Raw genomic sequence first — 17087 nt, 5'->3', positions numbered from 1 at the left:
CGTATTTATCTAATTCGCTTTTAGAGAAAGAAATCCTCTCAAAAAGCGAGAAGTCTGCACAAATATTCAGGAAAATCTCCACAAGCCGAGACAATCCGCATGAAAAAAGCCACCCGTACAGCTGGTGGCTTTTCACTTTCGAGCATAGCCCGGATACGGTCCATAATGCACACGAGAACCGTGCCGCTGCACCTGTCCGCACACTGCTGTCACAGCTTCGCATGGAGCATCTTCTTATACGAAAGATGCTCCGCCTGCGGTATGCCAATCATCTCAAGAGCCTGTTCGACAGGAATTTGAGATTGCGTAACAAGTCGCCGTAGAATTGCCACACGCTCGTCCCGCTGTCCTTCCTTGCGTCCTTCTTTGCGTTCTTCCATCATCTTCATGGCAAATGTCATGTAATTCACCCTCTCTCCTTCTTCAAGCTTGACTCTTCGAATTTCCTCTTCGACCTCCTGCACAAAGCTGTTATCTGTGACTACACCGTCAACATACTGCAGAAATGCGCGAATCGTATCATCAATATCGCCGATCTGTCCTTTCGTATTGAGAAAAATCTTCGTCGCACCATCCAGTAGATTGAGGTTCTTATTTTCCAGACAAATATTTTCAAACGTATACATATAGCGCCCTTCACCAAAGGGATCGAAGGGACAGATGAATATGATGATTGTTTTATTCAATTCATCGTAATCCGCTCCCGCCGCGAGAAGATCGGCATCCATCATGGACTGGTAATATCGTGTCCTTTTGAAAAGCGCATCTCCTTCCAGTCGCCGAATCTGCATCTCAATGTTATAGACTGTATTTCTCTCATCCTTGACGTAGACATCCAGGCGTATTCCCTTGCTTCGATAAGGTGCTGTTATAGACTTTTCCGTTTCCAGATACCGAATCTTCTCAATCCTTATGCGAAGTGTTCCTTCAAGCATCTTCTTGCAAATGCGCCTGCGCCTCATAACGAGTTTGAACATGTAATCATCACGAATCGTCAACTCTTCCCACGGCTTGATCTTGTAGTCGCCCATATTCTCACCCCTTTTCTCCATTGTACGAATTTTTTCGCTTCAAGGCAACAAAAATCGCACACAAAAACGCTCCTCAACGGAGCGTCTTTTGTGTGCGGCATGACAAGCTTTCTACACCACAATGTGCACATTTCCCAGACAACATCGCCGATTATCGGCGCACATATCTAAAATTTCAATTCCATCAGCACCTCATCCGTATCGAGGTCGAGGATCGTGATTTTCTCATCGGTCATTAAAGCGATGGTCGCCCTGCCGTCCTCGCGCTTTGACAGAGACGGCGAGCCGGGATTGACGAACACGGTCGCACCGCGCTTTTCGAGGACGTTCGTGTGGATGTGACCCGTGATGAAGACGTCGGCGCGCATCGTCTGTGCCGCCTCATCCTTGGCGGCGTCGCTCTCGATGAGATGCCCGTGCGTCGCGACGATGCGCTTGCCGCCCGCAAAAGCATAGGCGTAAGGCGCTTGGATCGGCGTCTTGAGCACGAGCTGATCGACCTCGGAATCGCAGTTGCCGCGGCAGATAAGGACGGGCGGCACACTCTCGTTGATCTTATCGGCAAGCCCGGCGGGGTTATAATCTTCGAGCATCGGGTTGCGCGGGCCGTGGTAGAGCACGTCGCCCGCGTGGATGATGAGGTCGGCGTCGGAAAAGTGCTTCTCGTAGGCAAGCTGCCAGCGCTTCTCGCAGCCGTGCGTATCGCTGATGATGCCGATTTTCATGACCTCGCCCCCTCAGCCGATCTTCTTCAGCAGGCTTGCAAGCTCCATCGCCGCCAAGGCGCAGTCCGCGCCCTTGTTGCCCGCCTTCGTGCCCGCGCGCTCGATCGCCTGCTCGATATTCTCCGTCGTCAGGACGCCGAAGAGCGTCGGCACGCCCGTCGAAAGCCCGACCTGCGCGACACCCTTCGACACTTCATTGCAGACATAATCATAATGCGTCGTCGCGCCGCGAATGACCGCACCGAGACAAATCACGGCATCGTATTTGCCGCTCTCGGCCATCTTCTTGGCAACAATCGGAATCTCAAACGCGCCCGGCACCCAGGCGACGTCGATGTCATCCTCCTTCGTCTCATGACGATGCAGCGCATCGAGCGCACCGCCCAAGAGCTTGCTCGTGATGAACTCATTGAAACGCGCCGCCACGATGCCGATATGAAGTCCCTTGCCTGTAATGAAACCTTCGATCGTCTTTGCCATGATTATCTCTCCTTAATTCTGCATCATCGTTACAAAACGATTATGCATAGCCGTATTATAGTACCCTAATTTATGTAGAGCATACCAGTCCTCAACCAGAGCCTCATCCGCAACATGCAATGCAAGCAAAACTTCTCGGGCAAATTCCAACGGTGCAGAACCATTGGCTGTAACCGTATTCTTGTCACAAACCGCCTGTTTGGGCTGAAAATGCGCCGCACCTTTATACTGCGAATCTCCCCACTGAAGCTCAGACAAACTGTTTCCCGTGTGCTTCACAGCATCCAAAGCACCCGCCGCAGCTAAAAATCCTACTGCATCACAAATACCGCCTAACAATCTGCCATTTTGCGAACAATGCGTTACCAGAGGAAACAGTTTCCGTGCGCGTTCTTCACGCCACCGCATTCCTCCAATCAAAAGCAATGCCGCATAATCGTCTGGCACAGTATCTATCGTATAGTCTGGTATCGTCTGAAGTCCACCGATGGAACGCACACTCTGTGTCGAAAGCGAAACCGTCTTGATTTCAAATTTTCCTTGACCAAGCAGGTGAACCCCCGACGAGATATACGCAGCTTCCCAATCAGCATATTCTTCAAGAAGCACCAATAGAATTGTTTCCATTATTTTTCTCCCATGATTCAAACCACGAAGTCATTATCATTTCGCCAGATCTTCGTCGTTCAAAAGGTGTCCCATCTTGACTTTCTTGACGCTCAAGTAGCGCTTGTCGAACTTGTTCGCCTTGACGACGAGCGGCACACGCTCGACGATTTCGAGATTGTATCCCTCAAGTCCCGCGCGCTTGGCGGGATTGTTCGTCATGAGGCGGATGCTCGTGAGGCCGAGGTCGGAGAGGATCTGTGCGCCGATGCCGTAGTCGCGAAGATCGGGCGCGAAGCCCAGCTCGACGTTCGCTTCGACCGTATCCGCGCCCTTGTCCTGCAGTTCGTAGGCACGCATCTTATTTGCGAGGCCGATGCCGCGCCCCTCCTGGCGCATGTAGAGCACGACGCCCTCGCCTTCCTTCTCGATATTCTTCAAGGCAATGGCGAGCTGGTCGCCGCAGTCGCAGCGCAGCGAGCCGAGCGCGTCGCCCGTCAGGCATTCGGAGTGGACGCGCACGAGCACGTTTTTCTTGCCCGCGACATCGCCCTTGACGACAGCGATGTGGCACTTGCCGTCGAGCGTGCTCTCATACGCCTTGATGCGGAAGTGACCGTAACGACTCGGGAAGTCGACGTCGGCAACCTGCTTGACGAAACTCTCCGTGCGCTTGCGGTACTCGATGAGCGATTTGACCGTGATGATGTTGAGACCATGCTCTTTCGCAAATTCTTTCAACTCGGGCGTGCGCATCATGTGCCCGTCGTCCGCCATGATCTCACAGCAAAGCCCCGCGGGATAGAATCCTGCCAAGCGTGCGAGATCCGTTGTCGCCTCGGTGTGGCCCGTGCGCCGCAGCACGCCGCCCTCGACGGAGCGCAGCGGGAACACATGGCCGGGACGACGGAAGGACGATGGCCTTGCCTTCGGATCGAGCAGAAGCTTGATCGTCTGGCAGCGCTCGAAAGCCGAGATGCCCGTATCCGTATTGTAGGCGTCGATGGAAACCGTGAACGCCGTCTCGTGATTGTCCGTGTTGTTCACGACCATCTGTCCGATATTCAGCTCGTCGAGTCGCTTACCGTCGATCGGCGTGCAGATCAGGCCCTTCGCGTACTTTGCCATGAAATTGATATCCTCAGGCGTGACCGTCGCCGCCGCGACGATGAGATCGCCCTCGTTCTCGCGATCCTCGTCATCTACGACGACGACCATCTTGCCGTACTTGATATCCTCGATTGCCTGCTCCACCGTTGCAAAATCTGACATATTGCTGCATCTCCTTATCTCTGGGAAGTACGGATAAATTCCGCACTCCCTTAAAATCCCTGCTGTCGCAGGAAATCCATAGTTATTTTGCCCGCGCTCTTCGGCGCATCGCTTTCTCCCTGTGTGCGCACTCCCGGAAAAAGTTTCTCCACGTACTTGCCGAGGATGTCCGTCTCGATGTTCAAGCGACTGCCGCTGCGCTTTTCGCGTAGGTTCGTGATCTCGCGCGTATGCGGAATGAGGCTGACCGTGAAATCCGCCGCACTCACGCGCGCGACCGTAAGGCTGATGCCGTCGAGCGCAACTGAGCCTTTCTCCACAATGTAGCGCAGGATGTCGGCACCTGCGCGTACCGTCAAGAGGATGGCATTTCCCTCCTCCTGCATGGCGGCGATCGTGCCCACGCCGTCGATATGGCCGCTGACGATGTGACCGCCAAGGCGGCTTCGAAGCGTCAGGGCGCGCTCCAAGTTCACGCGGCTGCCGCGCTTCAGCTCTGCAAGCGACGTGCGTCGGACCGTCTCGGGCATGACGTCCGCCGTGAAGTGCGCCGCATCGAAGTGCGTGACCGTCAGGCAGATGCCGTTGACCGCGATGCTGTCGCCGAGCGCGACGTCTTCGAGTACCTTCTTCGCGCGGATGGTGATCTCACCGCCCGCAAGGCTCTCCAATGCGCCGACCTCTTCAATGATTCCTGTAAACAAAGGCTACCTCGCTCCCTTCGCCACATAGCCCGTGAGGAGGATGTCCGCACCGACCTGCTCCGCCGTCAGTCTTGTCAGAAGTGCGGCATCGGCAAGCTCGGCGAATCCCGCGCCCTCGACGGGCGTCAGAGCTTCCCTGCCGCCCACGATCTTCGGTGCAATAAAGGCATGAATCTTGTCGACAAGACCCGCCGCCAAGAGCGAAAAGTTCAGCGTGCCGCCGCCCTCGACGAATACAGAGGTCAGGTCGCGCGCCGCGAGCAGGCGCATAAGCGCGTCAAGATCGACACGCTCACCCTCGCCCGCACGGACGATCTCGACGCCCGCCGCTTCCAAAGCTGCACAACGCTCCTCGGGCGCGGCGCATGTCACGGCGATGAGCGTCTTCGCCGCACCGTCCTGTACGACCTTCGCTGCGAGCGGCGTGCGCGCGCGGCTGTCGACAATGACGCGCACGGGATTCCTGCCCGTACCGTCCGCCAGACGCGTCGTCAACGATGGATCGTCGGCGAGCACCGTGCCGATGCCAACGACGATGGCGTCCGCCACATCGCGCATCTCATGCACGCGCTGACGTGCCGCCTCGCCCGTGATCCACTGCGACTTCCCCGTTGCCGTCGCGATCTTGCCGTCGAGCGTCATCGCCGTCTTGAGCGTGACAAACGGCAGTTTCTCTGTCACCCATTTGAGATATGCTTCATTGAGCCGCCGCGCCTCCTCGGCGAGCACGCCGACCGTCACCTCGACGCCCGCCGCTTCGAGCATCGCCTTGCCCTTGCCTGCAACGAGCGGATTCGGGTCGAGCATGGCTGCGACGACACGCTTGACGCCTGCCTTGACGAGCGCCTCGGCGCACGGTCCCGTGCGTCCGTGGTGCGAGCATGGTTCCAGCGTCACATAGGCAGTCGCACCATGCGCGAGATCGCCTGCCATGGCGAGCGCATGCACCTCAGCGTGCGGCGTGCCCGCCTTGCGATGCCAGCCTGCGCCGACGATGCGCCCCTCACGCACGATGACAGCACCGACGAGCGGATTGGGCGAGGTGCGGCCACGCGCATTCGCAGCGAGCAGGAGCGCCTCGCGCATAAAGTCCTCGTCCTGCTGCATCTCTCCACCTCCTTCCTGTTCTTTGCACAAAAAAAGACCGCAAAAAGAACACTCTTTTCACAGTCTCCGTAACGCAACTTGCACGTCTTTTCCCATCCAGACTATACTGTCGGCTTCGGAATCACACCGAATCTGCCAAAAGGCTCGCGGGCTATACCGCCGGTGGGGACTTCCACCCCGCCCCAAAGACTGCTCTTCTGCTAGAAAGAATACCATAGGACTAGGATATTTGTCAAGTTCATAGGCTGAGACGCCGGACATCCTATATATGCGCACAAAAAAAGAAGGAGGCTTGCAGCCTCCCCCAAAAAAGATTACATTACCCTGCGAGCCCCGATGTAGCAGGACCCCCAGTACGAGCTGTAAAGCGAATCAATCGCCACGCCACGGCTCGATGATGCGTTGATGAAGTTGCCGTCACCGAGATAGATGCCGACATGCGATGCACCATAAGTGTACGTCGTGAAGAACACGAGATCGCCAGGGATAAGCTCGTCGGTCGAAACGGGAGTACCCACCTCAAACTGCTCATCCGCCATGCGCGGCAGATAGATGCCGGCGTTGGCGAACACATAACGCACATAGCCCGAGCAGTCAAAACCGCTCGGCGTCGTGCCGCCGAATACATACGGCACGCCGAGATACTGCATCGAATCCGAGATGATACGGCGCGAAATATAGTTCGAGCCGCGGCTCACTTCCGGCATACCCTTGCCGAGAAGCGCCGAGTACGTCGCTGAGCCGACGAGGCCGTCCGCCTCAAGGCCATGCGCACTCTGGAAAGCCTTGACCGCCTCTGCCGTTGCGGGGCCGAAATCGCCGTCCGCCGCCACGTCATATCCAAGGCTCGCCAACCGTCCCTGAATCTCCGCTACATCGCTTCCCTGGTCTCCGATCCGGAAAGCCGAAGCCCCCGCAACAGAAAACCCACACATCAAAACCATGGTCAGCACGAAAATACGCATTACTCTACTCAAATAGACACTCCCTCTCTGATTTCGCCTACGAGGTTAGCTGCCGGGTTAGGGAAGAGAACACCCTTTTTGACGCGACTGGAAAGCAACCTTATCCCTGCCGTCCTTCTGCCGCCTCATCATTCACCCCAAAAACTATGGTTCCCCCGCTCCTGAGCTGGATTCGGCTTTTCTTCGCTGATGCGTATTAGCTCCTCGTTGTTTTGCTCGCTGGGCGTCCTATAAGCCGGGTTCTGTGCTGCCTTACGGCAGTGGCAATCATTTATCTGGACCGCCCGTTGCCGGACGGCTCAAGCGACGCTACCCGGAAGGTCGGCGGGCCGCCTCATCCCTTCCCTATTCGGTCTTGCTTCGCGTGGGGTTTGCCTAGCCAGCCAGTCACCTGACTGCTGGTGCGCTCTTACCGCACCTTTCCACCCTTGCCAACACGGCTATGCCGTGCGGCGGTCTAAGTCTCTATGGCACTTTCCCTAGGGTTGCCCCCGCTGGACGTTATCCAGCACGCTGCCCTCTGAAGCCCGGACTTTCCTCAGGCGAAACGCCCGCGATTGCCCGGATGCTCAGCAAACTCACAACGTGACCATTATACCAGTTGCCCAAGGATTTGTCAAACGATTCGAGGCACATGCAAACAATTATTATAAGAGAACACTAATTCTATTTTCTCCATTTATCATACATCTAGTTAATAAACTTGAAAAAATCACTAGATTTTGTTTCGGCGACAATTTCCACACCATCGCCAAGTTCCTTCTTCAACCGTTCAGCAAGACGGGCAACGATCGGCTGCTCCGTCGCGAAATGCCCGGCATCAAGAATATGGATCCCAAGACCTATGGCGCGTTCGGCATCGTGATACTTGACATCGCCCGTCACATAGACGTCGGCGCCCTTGGCCGCCGCCCTGCCGATGAACTCTGCACCGCTGCCGCCGCAGAGGGCGACACGGGAAATCCTGTGAGCACCTGCACGCACAATGCGCATCGACGAAAGCCCCAATTTCGCCTTGACGCGTGCAGCAAAATCATCCAAGGAGAATTCCGCATCGAGCGAGCCGATGCGCCCAAGACCCGGCTCGCCGTCTGCCGCGCCTTCGGCAAGCGGCACAACTCCCTTCAATTCCAGCTTTTCAGCGAGCACATCGTTGACGCCGCCCGCCGCACTGTCGAGGTTCGTGTGCGCGGCAAAGACAGCGATGTCTGCCTTGATCAGACGCGCGATCTTGCGTCCCGTCGCATCGTCCGTGCGCACCGCCTTGAGTCCACGAAAAATAAGAGGATGGTGCGCGACGATCAGATCGCAGCCATCCTCGATTGCACGTTCCACTGTTTCCTCGCGCACATCGAGCGCGACGAGGATCTTCCTCACTTCATCGTGCGGCGAGCCGACGAGGAGGCCAGGGTTGTCCCACTCCTCTGCCAAGCGGCGCGGCGCGATGCGTTCCATCGCCTGCATGACGTCCTGCAACTTTACCATATAAGCTTTTCCTCCAATGCGGCGGCCTTTTCTCCAAGCGCGCGATACGCCGCCCCTTCCCTTGCACGCGCACTCTTTCCCATGCCTTCTCTCGCACGGCACACACGAGAAAGCAGCTGCTCGATATGTTCTTTCAAGAGCGGCGGCTTCTTTTGCCAAAGGCAAGGGCCGATCTCCAAGAGGATCGGCTCTGGCTTCTCCTTTTTCCCTCGCCTTGCCAGAAGGATCTCATAGAGCCTGCCGCCCGCACGCACAAGGCTTTCCTCCGCGACGTGCCAGCCGTTGTCATAGAGCCAGGTGCGAAGCTCCGCCGCATCGCTCTGCGGCTGCAGGACGAGGGTTTCCAGCGTCTGCAGCACGGCAGCACCGTCCGTGAGGATGCGCGCGATCAGCGAGCCTCCCATGCCCGCGACAGCGACGCTGTCGACCTCGCCAGGTGCAAGCGCCGCAAGACCATCACCGAGGCGCACCTCGACCATTTGCGCCAGCCCTGCCGTCCGCACGGCTCGCCGCGCCGCCTCAAAAGGCCCCTCGTTCACATCGACGGCGATCGCGTGTACAATCTTTCCCGCAACGACGAGAGCGAGCGGCAGTTTCGCATGATCGGTGCCGATGTCGGCAAGGCGTGCACCCAAAGGCACGAAAGCGGCGACGGCCGCAAGACGCTCATCGAGTTCTGGCACCGTCACCGCCCCTTTTCATCTTTTTCGGCATCCAATCAATCGAGAAAGTCCTTGAGCTTGCGGCTGCGGCTCGGATGCCGCAGCTTCCGGAGAGCCTTCGCCTCGATCTGACGGATGCGCTCGCGCGTCACGCCGAAGTTCTGTCCGACCTCTTCAAGCGTGCGCGCCCTGCCGTCGTCCAGACCGAAACGCAGGCGCAGGACGCGTTCCTCGCGCTCCGTCAACGTGTCGAGGACTTCTTCGAGCTGCTCTTTGAGGAGCATGAAGGATGCGGCCTCCGCCGGCGCAGGCGCGTCCTGATCCTCGATGAAGTCGCCGAGATGGGAGTCCTCTTCCTCGCCGATCGGCGTTTCTAAGGAAACCGGCTCCTGCGCAATCTTCATGATCTCGCGCACGCGCTCCACGCTGATCTCCATAGCCTCGGCGATTTCTTCGGGCGACGGCTCCCGGCCAAGCTGCTGCAGGAGCTGGCGTGAAACGCGAATGAGCTTATTGATCGTCTCGACCATGTGGACGGGGATGCGGATCGTACGCGCCTGATCGGCGATAGCCCGCGTGATCGCCTGCCGAATCCACCACGTCGCATAGGTACTGAACTTGTAGCCCTTGTTGTAGTCGAACTTCTCGACCGCCTTGATGAGGCCGAGATTCCCCTCCTGTATGAGATCGAGAAACAGCATGCCCCTGCCGACATAGCGCTTGGCAATGCTCACGACCAAACGCAGATTCGCCTCCGCCAATTCCTTCTGCGCTTCCTCGTCGCCCGCTTCCATGCGCTTGGCAAGAGCGATTTCCTCATCTGCGGAAAGGAGAGGCACGCGGCCGATCTCCTTCAGATACATGCGCACGGGATCGTCGATGCTGATGCCCTCGGGAATACTGAGATCGATATCCACTTCTTCCTCAGCCTTGTCCTCGTCTACCTCCGCTTGTGCACGGTTCGAATCATCCACAATCTCGATACCCTTGTTGCTGAACGTCTCGTAAAGGTCGTCGATTTCATCCGGCGTGAGTTCCTGCTCCTGCAATGCCGTCATCAGCTCGCCGTAAGTCAGCACGCCGCCGTTGCCCCGCCCTTTTGTGAGAAGGCTCGACACGATGGCAGAGCTCTGCGTCGGCTTCTTCTCCACGTCGAGAACCGTCTTGTTCGCTTTCTCAGCCATGGAATCGCGCCTCCTTTCTGCTGCTCATTTCGTCATGTCGGGCAAGGACGCCCGCTTGGGAAAATGCCTTTGTTTTGCTCATAGCCCTTCCATTTCGTTCTTTATTCGCTGAATCTGCGCTAATTCCTGCAAGAACCGCGCATCATTTTCCTTTTCCCATCGATCAGCGCGCCGCGTATGCTCCTCAAAGAGCTGCGCAAGATACGTCCTGCGCAAGCGTCTCATGGAGTCATCGTAAGCCTCCAGCGCGTCCATCGTCCCCGTGTCCTCGGCAAGCGATCGACTGATCTCCGTCGCGACCGCCTCGGAAAGCTCCGCCTGCGCACGCGCATCCGTCGGCCTCTCGCCCGCAAGATGAAGTCCATAGAGCCACGCGAGTGCCTTTGACTGTTCCTCTGTCGAAAAAGCCTCGAACGGCACGAGGGAGACAATATGCTCCGTGACAGCCGGATCATGCCACGCTGTCCGAAGCACGATCCGCCCTGCACGCTGCAGAATATCGTCCGCCTTTTTGAAGGCGCGTCGCGTCGTCTCTCGCACGGCAGCGGGCGGCGCAGAAGATCCTGCCGCCCGGCCAAGCTCGGCGCGTATGAGCCCTTCGTCGAGCGTCAGTTCACGCGCCGTGCGCACGATATAGCCATCAAGTTCCGCAGGGCTTTTCACCTCGGCGAGCACGGGCAGAAGCGCCGCGAGTGTATCGAGCCTGCCCTGCAGGCTCTCCTTGTCCGCCGTCTCCAATACGCGCACCATGCGGTACTCGATGAAGGGAAGCGCCGCTTCGACGAGTTTTCGAAAAGCCGCCTCGCCATGTTTTCGGATGTATTCGTCGGGATCTTTGCCGTCGGGCACGCGCAGCACCTTGACCATCGCCCCCGCCGCGCGCGCGACGGAAAGCGCGCGAAGCGTCGCCTCCTGTCCCGCCGCATCGCTGTCATAGCAGAAGCGCAGTTCCGGCGCATAGCGCAGCAGAAGCTTCGCCTGCTCTGCAGTAAAAGCTGTGCCGAGGGAGGCAACGACGTTCTCTATGCCCGCAGCCGCGACGGAAATCGCATCCATATAGCCCTCGACGACGACGGCGAATCCCGCGCGCGCGATAGCGCGATGCGCGCGATCGAGACCGAAGAGCAGACGTCGCTTGTTGAAGATCAGCGTCTCGGGCGAGTTCAGATACTTCGGCTCGCCGTCTCCCAAGATGCGTCCGCCGAACGCCACGACGCGCCCTCGCGCGTCGCGAATCGGGATGATCACGCGATTGCGGAAGCGGTCGTAATGACCCGCGCCCTTCTGCCGCTTCGCCGCCAAGCCGCTCTCTTCAAGGAGTGTGGCAGACACGCCGCGCTTCTCGAAGGCGACGGCGAGCTTGTCCCACGCGGGCGGCGCATAGCCGATGCCGAAAGCTTCGATGACGCTCTCGCCGATGCCGCGCCCCGCGAGGTAAGCCTTCGCCGCCTCGCCGTAATGCGTCTTGGTCAGACAGTTGTGAAAAAAGGCCTGCGCCATCTCATGCACGCGGCGAAGTTCCTCCACCTTCTTGTCACGCGCGATTTCCGCTGCGCTTCTCTCTCTCTCGGGCAAAGGAATATTGAGCTTTTCCGCCTGCAGTTTGATTGCCTCGAAATAGGGGATGTTCTCGATAAGCGAGAGGAACTTGAATACGTTTCCTCCGACGTGACAGCCGAAACAATAAAAAAATCCCTGCTCGGGAACTACCGAAAAAGACGGCGTGTTCTCGTGGTGAAACGGGCAGCAGCCCCAATAACGATTTCCTTTTTTCTTTAACGCGACATAGGAGGAAACGACGGCAACGATGTCGGAATCTGCGCGTACGCGCTCGACAAAGGCGTCCATCGCCTCATTCCTCATGCTTTTTCACCCTTCGCTGCTCCCTCTCCTTGATTTTCTGTGATTTTTCTACCGTCTTGAAACGAACGAGCCACGCGGAACATCCACTCAAATTCCACTAAATTTTATATTCCCTATAAATTGAAAATATCCTCTTTTTTTCCGTTACGCCAAAAAATTTTGCCGAAATCTGCTGCAGCGGTACAAGCACCAAAAACCACAAAAGTTCCGTCCTGAAAATCACGCATCGCCCGGCACGGAAAAGCCGACGGGTGGCATGAAGATGCGTGCGAACGTATGCACGGCATAGTTGTCACTGAGTCCCGCCACATAGTCGACGACGGTCTGCTGCCTGCCCCAGCGCGTTTCATAGCGGCGAAACTCCTCGGGCAGTTCCTCGAAATTCTCCATGTAGTGCGCGTAAAGCTCGCGCAGCACGAATACCGCCTGCTTCCTCTCACGCGCCAGCCGCTCCGAATGGTAGATATGCTCGAACATGAAGGCCCGAAAAGCATCCATGATCTCCTGCATGGCAGGAGAGAGCGCAATGTCCTCCCGCTTCTCTGAATGCACAATGAGGTCGGAGACCATGCCCGTGATCATCTCCGACGTCGTATGCCCGAGCTTCGCGTAAACGAGCGTCGGCAGATCGCCCGCCTCAAGCATACCCGCGCGCAGACTGTCGTCGTAATCGTGGCAAAGGTAGGCGATGCGGTCGGCAATGCGCACAATGCGCCCTTCAAGTGTCTTCGGCAAGTGCTTTCCCGTGTGGTTGACGATGCCGTCCTTGACCTCGAAGGTCAGATTGAGACCCGCGCCATCGCGCTCCAAATACTCGACGACGCGCAGACTCTGCTCGTTGTGCGCGAAGTGTCCGATGATCTCCGCCATCGCTGCCTCGCCCGCATGACCAAAAGGCGTATGACCGACATCGTGACCGAGTGCGATCGCCTCCGTCAGATCTTCGTTGAGGCAAAGCCCTCGCGCGATCGTGCGGGCGATCTGCGACACCTCCAAGCTGTGCGTCATGCGCGTACGGTAGTGATCACCCGAGACGATGTAAACCTGCGTCTTGCGCTTCAGACGCCGGAACGCTTTCGAGTGCAGGATGCGGTCGCGGTCGCGCTGAAAGTCCGTGCGGAAAGGGCACGGTACGATCGGTGCTCGCCGCCGGCTCTCCCTGCTCTTCGCCGCAAGGGGGGAAAGTATTTCATACTCCAACGCCTCACGTTTTTCCCGTATCGTCATTTGTCCGCCTCCTCTTCCTGCTTCTCCTCCATTATATGATGAAATAATACGGCAAGAACACTGCTTTATCCTGCTGAAACTTAGCCTTTAAGGAAAATTCGCTGGAAAAACCCGCCTTCATGCTGTATGATAGAAAAAGGACCTGCATGGAAAATACTTTTCCCGCCCATGAAAGGAAGCGTCTTTATGAAAAAAAACCTTGTTTCGGTTCTCATGATGTTCGTTCTGCTCACCCTGAGCGCGACGGCTCTTGCCGCACCGAACTTCTCCTTTGATTCCTACCGTCTCGACTTCTCCTCGGGACGCTGCGTCTTCGACGGCAACATCCGCATCGTTGCCAACGGCTGCACCTTCCAGGCCGACCATGCCGAGGTCGACCTTGCGACGGCGCTCAAGTACCTGAAAAACGGCGCTTTCGATGCCCAGAGCGGCGTCAACTCCCCCGATTTCGAGGTCTGGTGCGAGGGCAATGTCAGCGTCTCACAGGACGGCTTGAAACTCACGGGCGACAAGGCTCATGTCATCGGCAAGACGCACGAGGCTGTCGTCGAAGGCAACGTCTTCCTTGAGCGCCCCAAGGTCACGATTCAGTCGGACAGCGGCCTCTTCAACTGGGACACTCAGGTCGCACAGTTCGACGACAACGTGAGGATTCGCCAAGGCAAGCGCGAGATCAAGGCGGAGCACGCCTTCTACGACGTCGCCAAGGACGAGCTGCTCTAAGCTGCAGTACACGACCTTCTTCACACCGCACCGTCGAAACGAACACGAGATTTCACAAACTGAAGCCCACCCATTCCTCTTACTCACGGGGACTGGGCGGGCTTTTTTGGCGTCTGCCCAACGACTCGTTGAACATTGACTCGGCAATATCGTTACGTTTTTCCCTCTGCCTGTGTGGATTCGGGGAAGAACTGCACCTGTACACGGCGCTGCGCCTTAGTGGAAATCCATTCGGTCAAACGAGCACGCAACGCTTCGTCCATATTGGCCTTCAAGTATATAAAAGCAATCGGCATTTCACTCAGAGAATCCGATGGATCTGCAGTCGCAGCAGGGCCGCGCACACTCCCAACGGCGATGCGGGAGATTTCCGGGAACACGATACGTGCCTCACGATTCCAGTCCAATATATAAGTGCCCTGCTTTTCACTTTCCTCTCGAGCAGATTTGAGTGCGGTCACTGTCTGTTGTTCCTGTACGGAAGGAATGGCTCTTTTTTCAACCTCGCTGAGTCTCTGATCGATCATCGCCTCCATCTTTTCCCGCTCTTCCACCGTTTCTGCAGAAAAAACCTCCAGACGGAAAGGTTTGAGATATGCCTTTTCATGCAGTTTCTCCGTCAATACCGTCAAATCATCCTCCGATATTCCGGCAATCGTAAATACCGTCAATATTTTCTTCTCACTATCCAAGGTATAGGAGATCGCCAGATGAGGCGGCACTTTGAAATTCTCCTCGATATAAATCTTCGCCTGCTCGCTCTCCAGATTTTCCTGCACGCTCTGATACGCAAAGAAACAACTGGGCAATGTGACAAGTATGGCAAATGTCAGCAGGTAGCGTTTCTGTCTTGAAAATTCCACGGAGTCCCGCTTGATCTTGGATGGAATGTCAATGATTTTCAGGACACTGAATGCGGTCAAACAGATAAAGAAACTATTGATGAAGAAAAGATATAACGCACCTACGGTATATGCAGTCACACCCGTAGCAATGCCGTATCCTGCGGTACAGAGAGGAGGCATGAGAGCCGTCGCAATCGCAACGCCGGGGATGACATTTCCACCTTCTTTACGTGTTATACCGATGATGCCTGCCAGTCCACCGAAAACAGCGATCAAAACATCCCAGATGGTCGGTGATGTCCGTGCAAGCAGTTCCGACGAAGGTGTAGCTATGGGCGTAAGGGAAAAATAAAGTGCCGATGTGGCAACCGAAATGAGCACTTGGGCCAACAGACTGCCTGCACTAGAGCGGATATATGTGCTGTCATACCGGGCAAGGCCATAGCCGATACCCAAGATCGACCCCATCAGCGGAGAGATCAGCATCGCGCCGATGACGACCGCCGTGCTGTCCATGTTGAGTCCGATGGAGGCGATAAAGATGGCCAATATCAGCACACAGAGATTCGTCCCCCGAAATCGCACGCCGGCGTTGATCCGATCTGTAATTTCCCGTATCGACGCGATGTCGCCATGCAAATCAAAAAAATCTTTCAGCTTATTCCAAACCAAACAAACCATCTCCTTCGTCTGGGCATCGGGATACTTTCATTATATAGAAGCATACCATGTTTCATGAATATTTTCGAGCCCTTCACCATCATATCGAACCTCCCAGCTCAAAAACCGTCAGCCCGGTAAGAAGTCGTACAATCTAACTTTTCCAGCAGAAAAGCATGTGTATAGAAAGAAGTATACTATAAGAGCATAGACAGGACCCGCATGCAAAAGGAGCTGCCGTAAAGCAGCTCCTTTTTGCATGCGAGTCCTGTGGGTAATTCCCAAAGGCCTCTTAATGTTCCTTCATCCAAGCGTTCAAGCAAATTCCAGATACTTCTCGCCCGTACCGTACTTCTCAATGACGTAGTCGAGATCCTTGTCGCCCCTGCCGCTGAGATTGACGAGGATCGAGCCCGTATCCATCTCCTTGGCGCGGCGCATGGCGTAGGCGACCGCATGAGAGCTTTCGAGCGCGGGGATGATTCCCTCGTAGCGCGAAAGTTTGAAGAAGGCGCCGATCGCCTCCTCGTCCGTCGCCGTATCGTACTTGACGCGCCCAATCTCGCGCAAAAAGGCGTGCTCGGGGCCGACGGATGGGTAGTCGAGTCCGCTTGCTACCGAATACACAGGAGCCGGCTCGCCCGCCGCGTCCTTGAGCATGATACTGTCAAAGCCGTGCATGACGCCCTCTTCGCCATACGACATGGACGCCGCATGATCGCCGAGCTTCTTGCCAAGCCCCAGAGGCTCGACGCCGACGATCTCCACAGGATCGTCGAGGAACGGCACGAACATGCCGATAGCGTTGCTGCCGCCGCCCACACATGCCGTCACGACATCGGGCAGGAACCCCATCATCTCCTTGAACTGTTCGCGCGCCTCGATGCCGACGACCGTCTGGAAATCGCGCACCATCATCGGGAACGGATGTGGTCCGACAGCAGAGCCGATGCAGTAGATCGTCTCCTTATAGTTCGCCAGATAATCCTCAAAAGCCGCATCGACAGCTTCCTTGAGCGTCTTCGCACCGCGCGAGACGGGCACGACCTTCGCGCCGAGCACCTTCATGCGCGCCACATTCGGCGCCTGCTTCTTGATGTCGACCTCGCCCATGTAGATCGTGCAGTCGAGCCCGAAGAAGGCCGCCGCCGTCGCGAGCGCCACGCCGTGCTGTCCCGCGCCCGTCTCAGCAATGATGCGCTTCTTGCCCATGAACTTCGCCAGAAGCCCCTCGCCCATGCAGTGATTGAGCTTGTGCGCACCCGAGTGGTTCAAATCCTCACGCTTCAAATAAATCTGGCAATTGCCGATCTTGCGCGAAAGGCGCTCGCAGTGGTAGACGGGCGTCGGCCGCCCTTGAAACTCGCGGCGTATGCGCCGCAGCTCATTGATGAACTGCGAAGAATGGCAAATCGTCAGATACGCCTCGTTGATTTCCGCAAAAGCAGGCACGAGTTCTTCTGGCAGGTAGGCGCCGCCGAACTTGCCGAAACGCCCCTCCTTGTTCGGATATTCCTTGAGATAACGCTTGAAATCCATACATCTTCC

At 56.7% G+C, this 17087-nt stretch carries 16 protein-coding genes, 1 other RNA gene and 2 riboswitches; of the genes, 1 reads left to right on the top strand and 16 read right to left on the bottom strand.

The genetic code is table 11. The features are described from left to right. Positions 1-209 precede the first annotated feature (209 nt). The 14 genes from HMPREF1153_RS01285 to HMPREF1153_RS01225 all read right to left on the bottom strand — a co-directional run bounded on the left by HMPREF1153_RS01285 (position 210) and on the right by HMPREF1153_RS01225 (position 13311). Positions 210-1031: an Rpn family recombination-promoting nuclease/putative transposase gene (locus HMPREF1153_RS01285; RefSeq protein ID WP_009645151.1), complete on the bottom strand. Its 822-nt coding sequence runs from the start codon at positions 1029-1031 to the stop codon at positions 210-212. A gap of 167 nt (positions 1032-1198) precedes the next feature. Then, positions 1199-1756, bottom strand: a complete 558-nt coding sequence (gene yfcE, locus HMPREF1153_RS01280; protein WP_009645143.1) for a phosphodiesterase — start codon at positions 1754-1756, stop codon at positions 1199-1201. 12 nt (positions 1757-1768) lie between these two features. Next, positions 1769-2236 carry a 6,7-dimethyl-8-ribityllumazine synthase gene (gene ribE, locus HMPREF1153_RS01275; protein WP_009645130.1) on the bottom strand — a complete coding sequence of 156 codons (468 nt, stop codon included), beginning with the start codon at positions 2234-2236 and terminating at the stop codon, positions 1769-1771. A 12-nt stretch (positions 2237-2248) separates the two neighbouring features. Then, complete coding sequence (locus HMPREF1153_RS01270; protein ID WP_009645096.1) at positions 2249-2863, bottom strand: type 1 glutamine amidotransferase family protein; 615 nt, start codon at positions 2861-2863, stop codon at positions 2249-2251. Positions 2864-2899: 36 nt separating this feature from the next. Next, positions 2900-4114, bottom strand: a complete 1215-nt coding sequence (locus HMPREF1153_RS01265) for a bifunctional 3,4-dihydroxy-2-butanone-4-phosphate synthase/GTP cyclohydrolase II (RefSeq protein ID WP_009645093.1) — start codon at positions 4112-4114, stop codon at positions 2900-2902. A gap of 50 nt (positions 4115-4164) precedes the next feature. After that, the gene (locus HMPREF1153_RS01260) at positions 4165-4818 is read right to left on the bottom strand and encodes a riboflavin synthase (RefSeq protein ID WP_009645154.1); all 654 of its coding nucleotides are present in this window, start codon (positions 4816-4818) and stop codon (positions 4165-4167) included. Positions 4819-4821: 3 nt separating this feature from the next. After that, positions 4822-5925 carry a bifunctional diaminohydroxyphosphoribosylaminopyrimidine deaminase/5-amino-6-(5-phosphoribosylamino)uracil reductase RibD gene (gene ribD, locus HMPREF1153_RS01255; RefSeq protein WP_009645114.1) on the bottom strand — a complete coding sequence of 368 codons (1104 nt, stop codon included), beginning with the start codon at positions 5923-5925 and terminating at the stop codon, positions 4822-4824. A gap of 80 nt (positions 5926-6005) precedes the next feature. Beyond that, a riboswitch (FMN riboswitch) is annotated at positions 6006-6119 on the bottom strand. Positions 6120-6239: 120 nt separating this feature from the next. Continuing rightward, positions 6240-6890 (bottom strand): C40 family peptidase, encoded by a 651-nt coding sequence (locus tag HMPREF1153_RS01250; RefSeq protein WP_369791792.1) that lies wholly within the window; start codon positions 6888-6890, stop codon positions 6240-6242. Positions 6891-6908: 18 nt separating this feature from the next. Further along, a riboswitch (cyclic di-AMP (ydaO/yuaA leader) is annotated at positions 6909-7078 on the bottom strand. 27 nt (positions 7079-7105) lie between these two features. Beyond that, positions 7106-7463, bottom strand: an RNA gene (gene rnpB / locus HMPREF1153_RS12055) — RNase P RNA component class A. Between the two features lie 117 nt (positions 7464-7580). Next, complete coding sequence (locus tag HMPREF1153_RS01245) at positions 7581-8375, bottom strand: Nif3-like dinuclear metal center hexameric protein (RefSeq protein ID WP_009645089.1); 795 nt, start codon at positions 8373-8375, stop codon at positions 7581-7583. Continuing rightward, positions 8369-9064, bottom strand: coding sequence for a tRNA (adenine(22)-N(1))-methyltransferase (locus HMPREF1153_RS01240; RefSeq protein ID WP_009645072.1), 696 nt, complete (start codon positions 9062-9064; stop codon positions 8369-8371). Before HMPREF1153_RS01240 ends, HMPREF1153_RS01245 begins: the two co-directional genes overlap by 7 nt. Before the next feature lie 29 nt (positions 9065-9093). Next, positions 9094-10221, bottom strand: coding sequence for an RNA polymerase sigma factor RpoD (gene rpoD / locus HMPREF1153_RS01235; RefSeq protein WP_009645128.1), 1128 nt, complete (start codon positions 10219-10221; stop codon positions 9094-9096). 78 nt (positions 10222-10299) lie between these two features. Continuing rightward, complete coding sequence (gene dnaG, locus HMPREF1153_RS01230) at positions 10300-12084, bottom strand: DNA primase (RefSeq protein ID WP_009645067.1); 1785 nt, start codon at positions 12082-12084, stop codon at positions 10300-10302. 219 nt (positions 12085-12303) lie between these two features. Continuing rightward, the gene (locus HMPREF1153_RS01225; RefSeq protein ID WP_009645102.1) at positions 12304-13311 is read right to left on the bottom strand and encodes a deoxyguanosinetriphosphate triphosphohydrolase; all 1008 of its coding nucleotides are present in this window, start codon (positions 13309-13311) and stop codon (positions 12304-12306) included. A gap of 186 nt (positions 13312-13497) precedes the next feature. Here HMPREF1153_RS01225 and HMPREF1153_RS01220 point away from each other — a divergent pair, with 186 nt between their 5' ends. Then, on the top strand, positions 13498-14034 hold the full coding sequence (locus HMPREF1153_RS01220; protein WP_009645158.1) for an OstA-like protein: 537 nt from the start codon (positions 13498-13500) through the stop codon (positions 14032-14034). 152 nt (positions 14035-14186) lie between these two features. Here the strand turns inward: HMPREF1153_RS01220 and HMPREF1153_RS01215 are convergent, their stop codons facing one another. Beyond that, on the bottom strand, positions 14187-15560 hold the full coding sequence (locus HMPREF1153_RS01215; RefSeq protein WP_037369406.1) for a DUF389 domain-containing protein: 1374 nt from the start codon (positions 15558-15560) through the stop codon (positions 14187-14189). A 294-nt stretch (positions 15561-15854) separates the two neighbouring features. Then, positions 15855-17078: a tryptophan synthase subunit beta gene (gene trpB / locus HMPREF1153_RS01210; protein ID WP_009645073.1), complete on the bottom strand. Its 1224-nt coding sequence runs from the start codon at positions 17076-17078 to the stop codon at positions 15855-15857. Between the last annotated feature and the right edge of the window lie 9 nt (positions 17079-17087).

The organism is Selenomonas sp. CM52 (genome assembly GCF_000292955.1).
Taxonomy (GTDB): Bacteria; Bacillota; Negativicutes; order Selenomonadales; family Selenomonadaceae; genus Selenomonas.
Note: the sequence above shows the minus strand (reverse complement) of the source record. Positions and strands in the feature narration are given on the sequence as shown.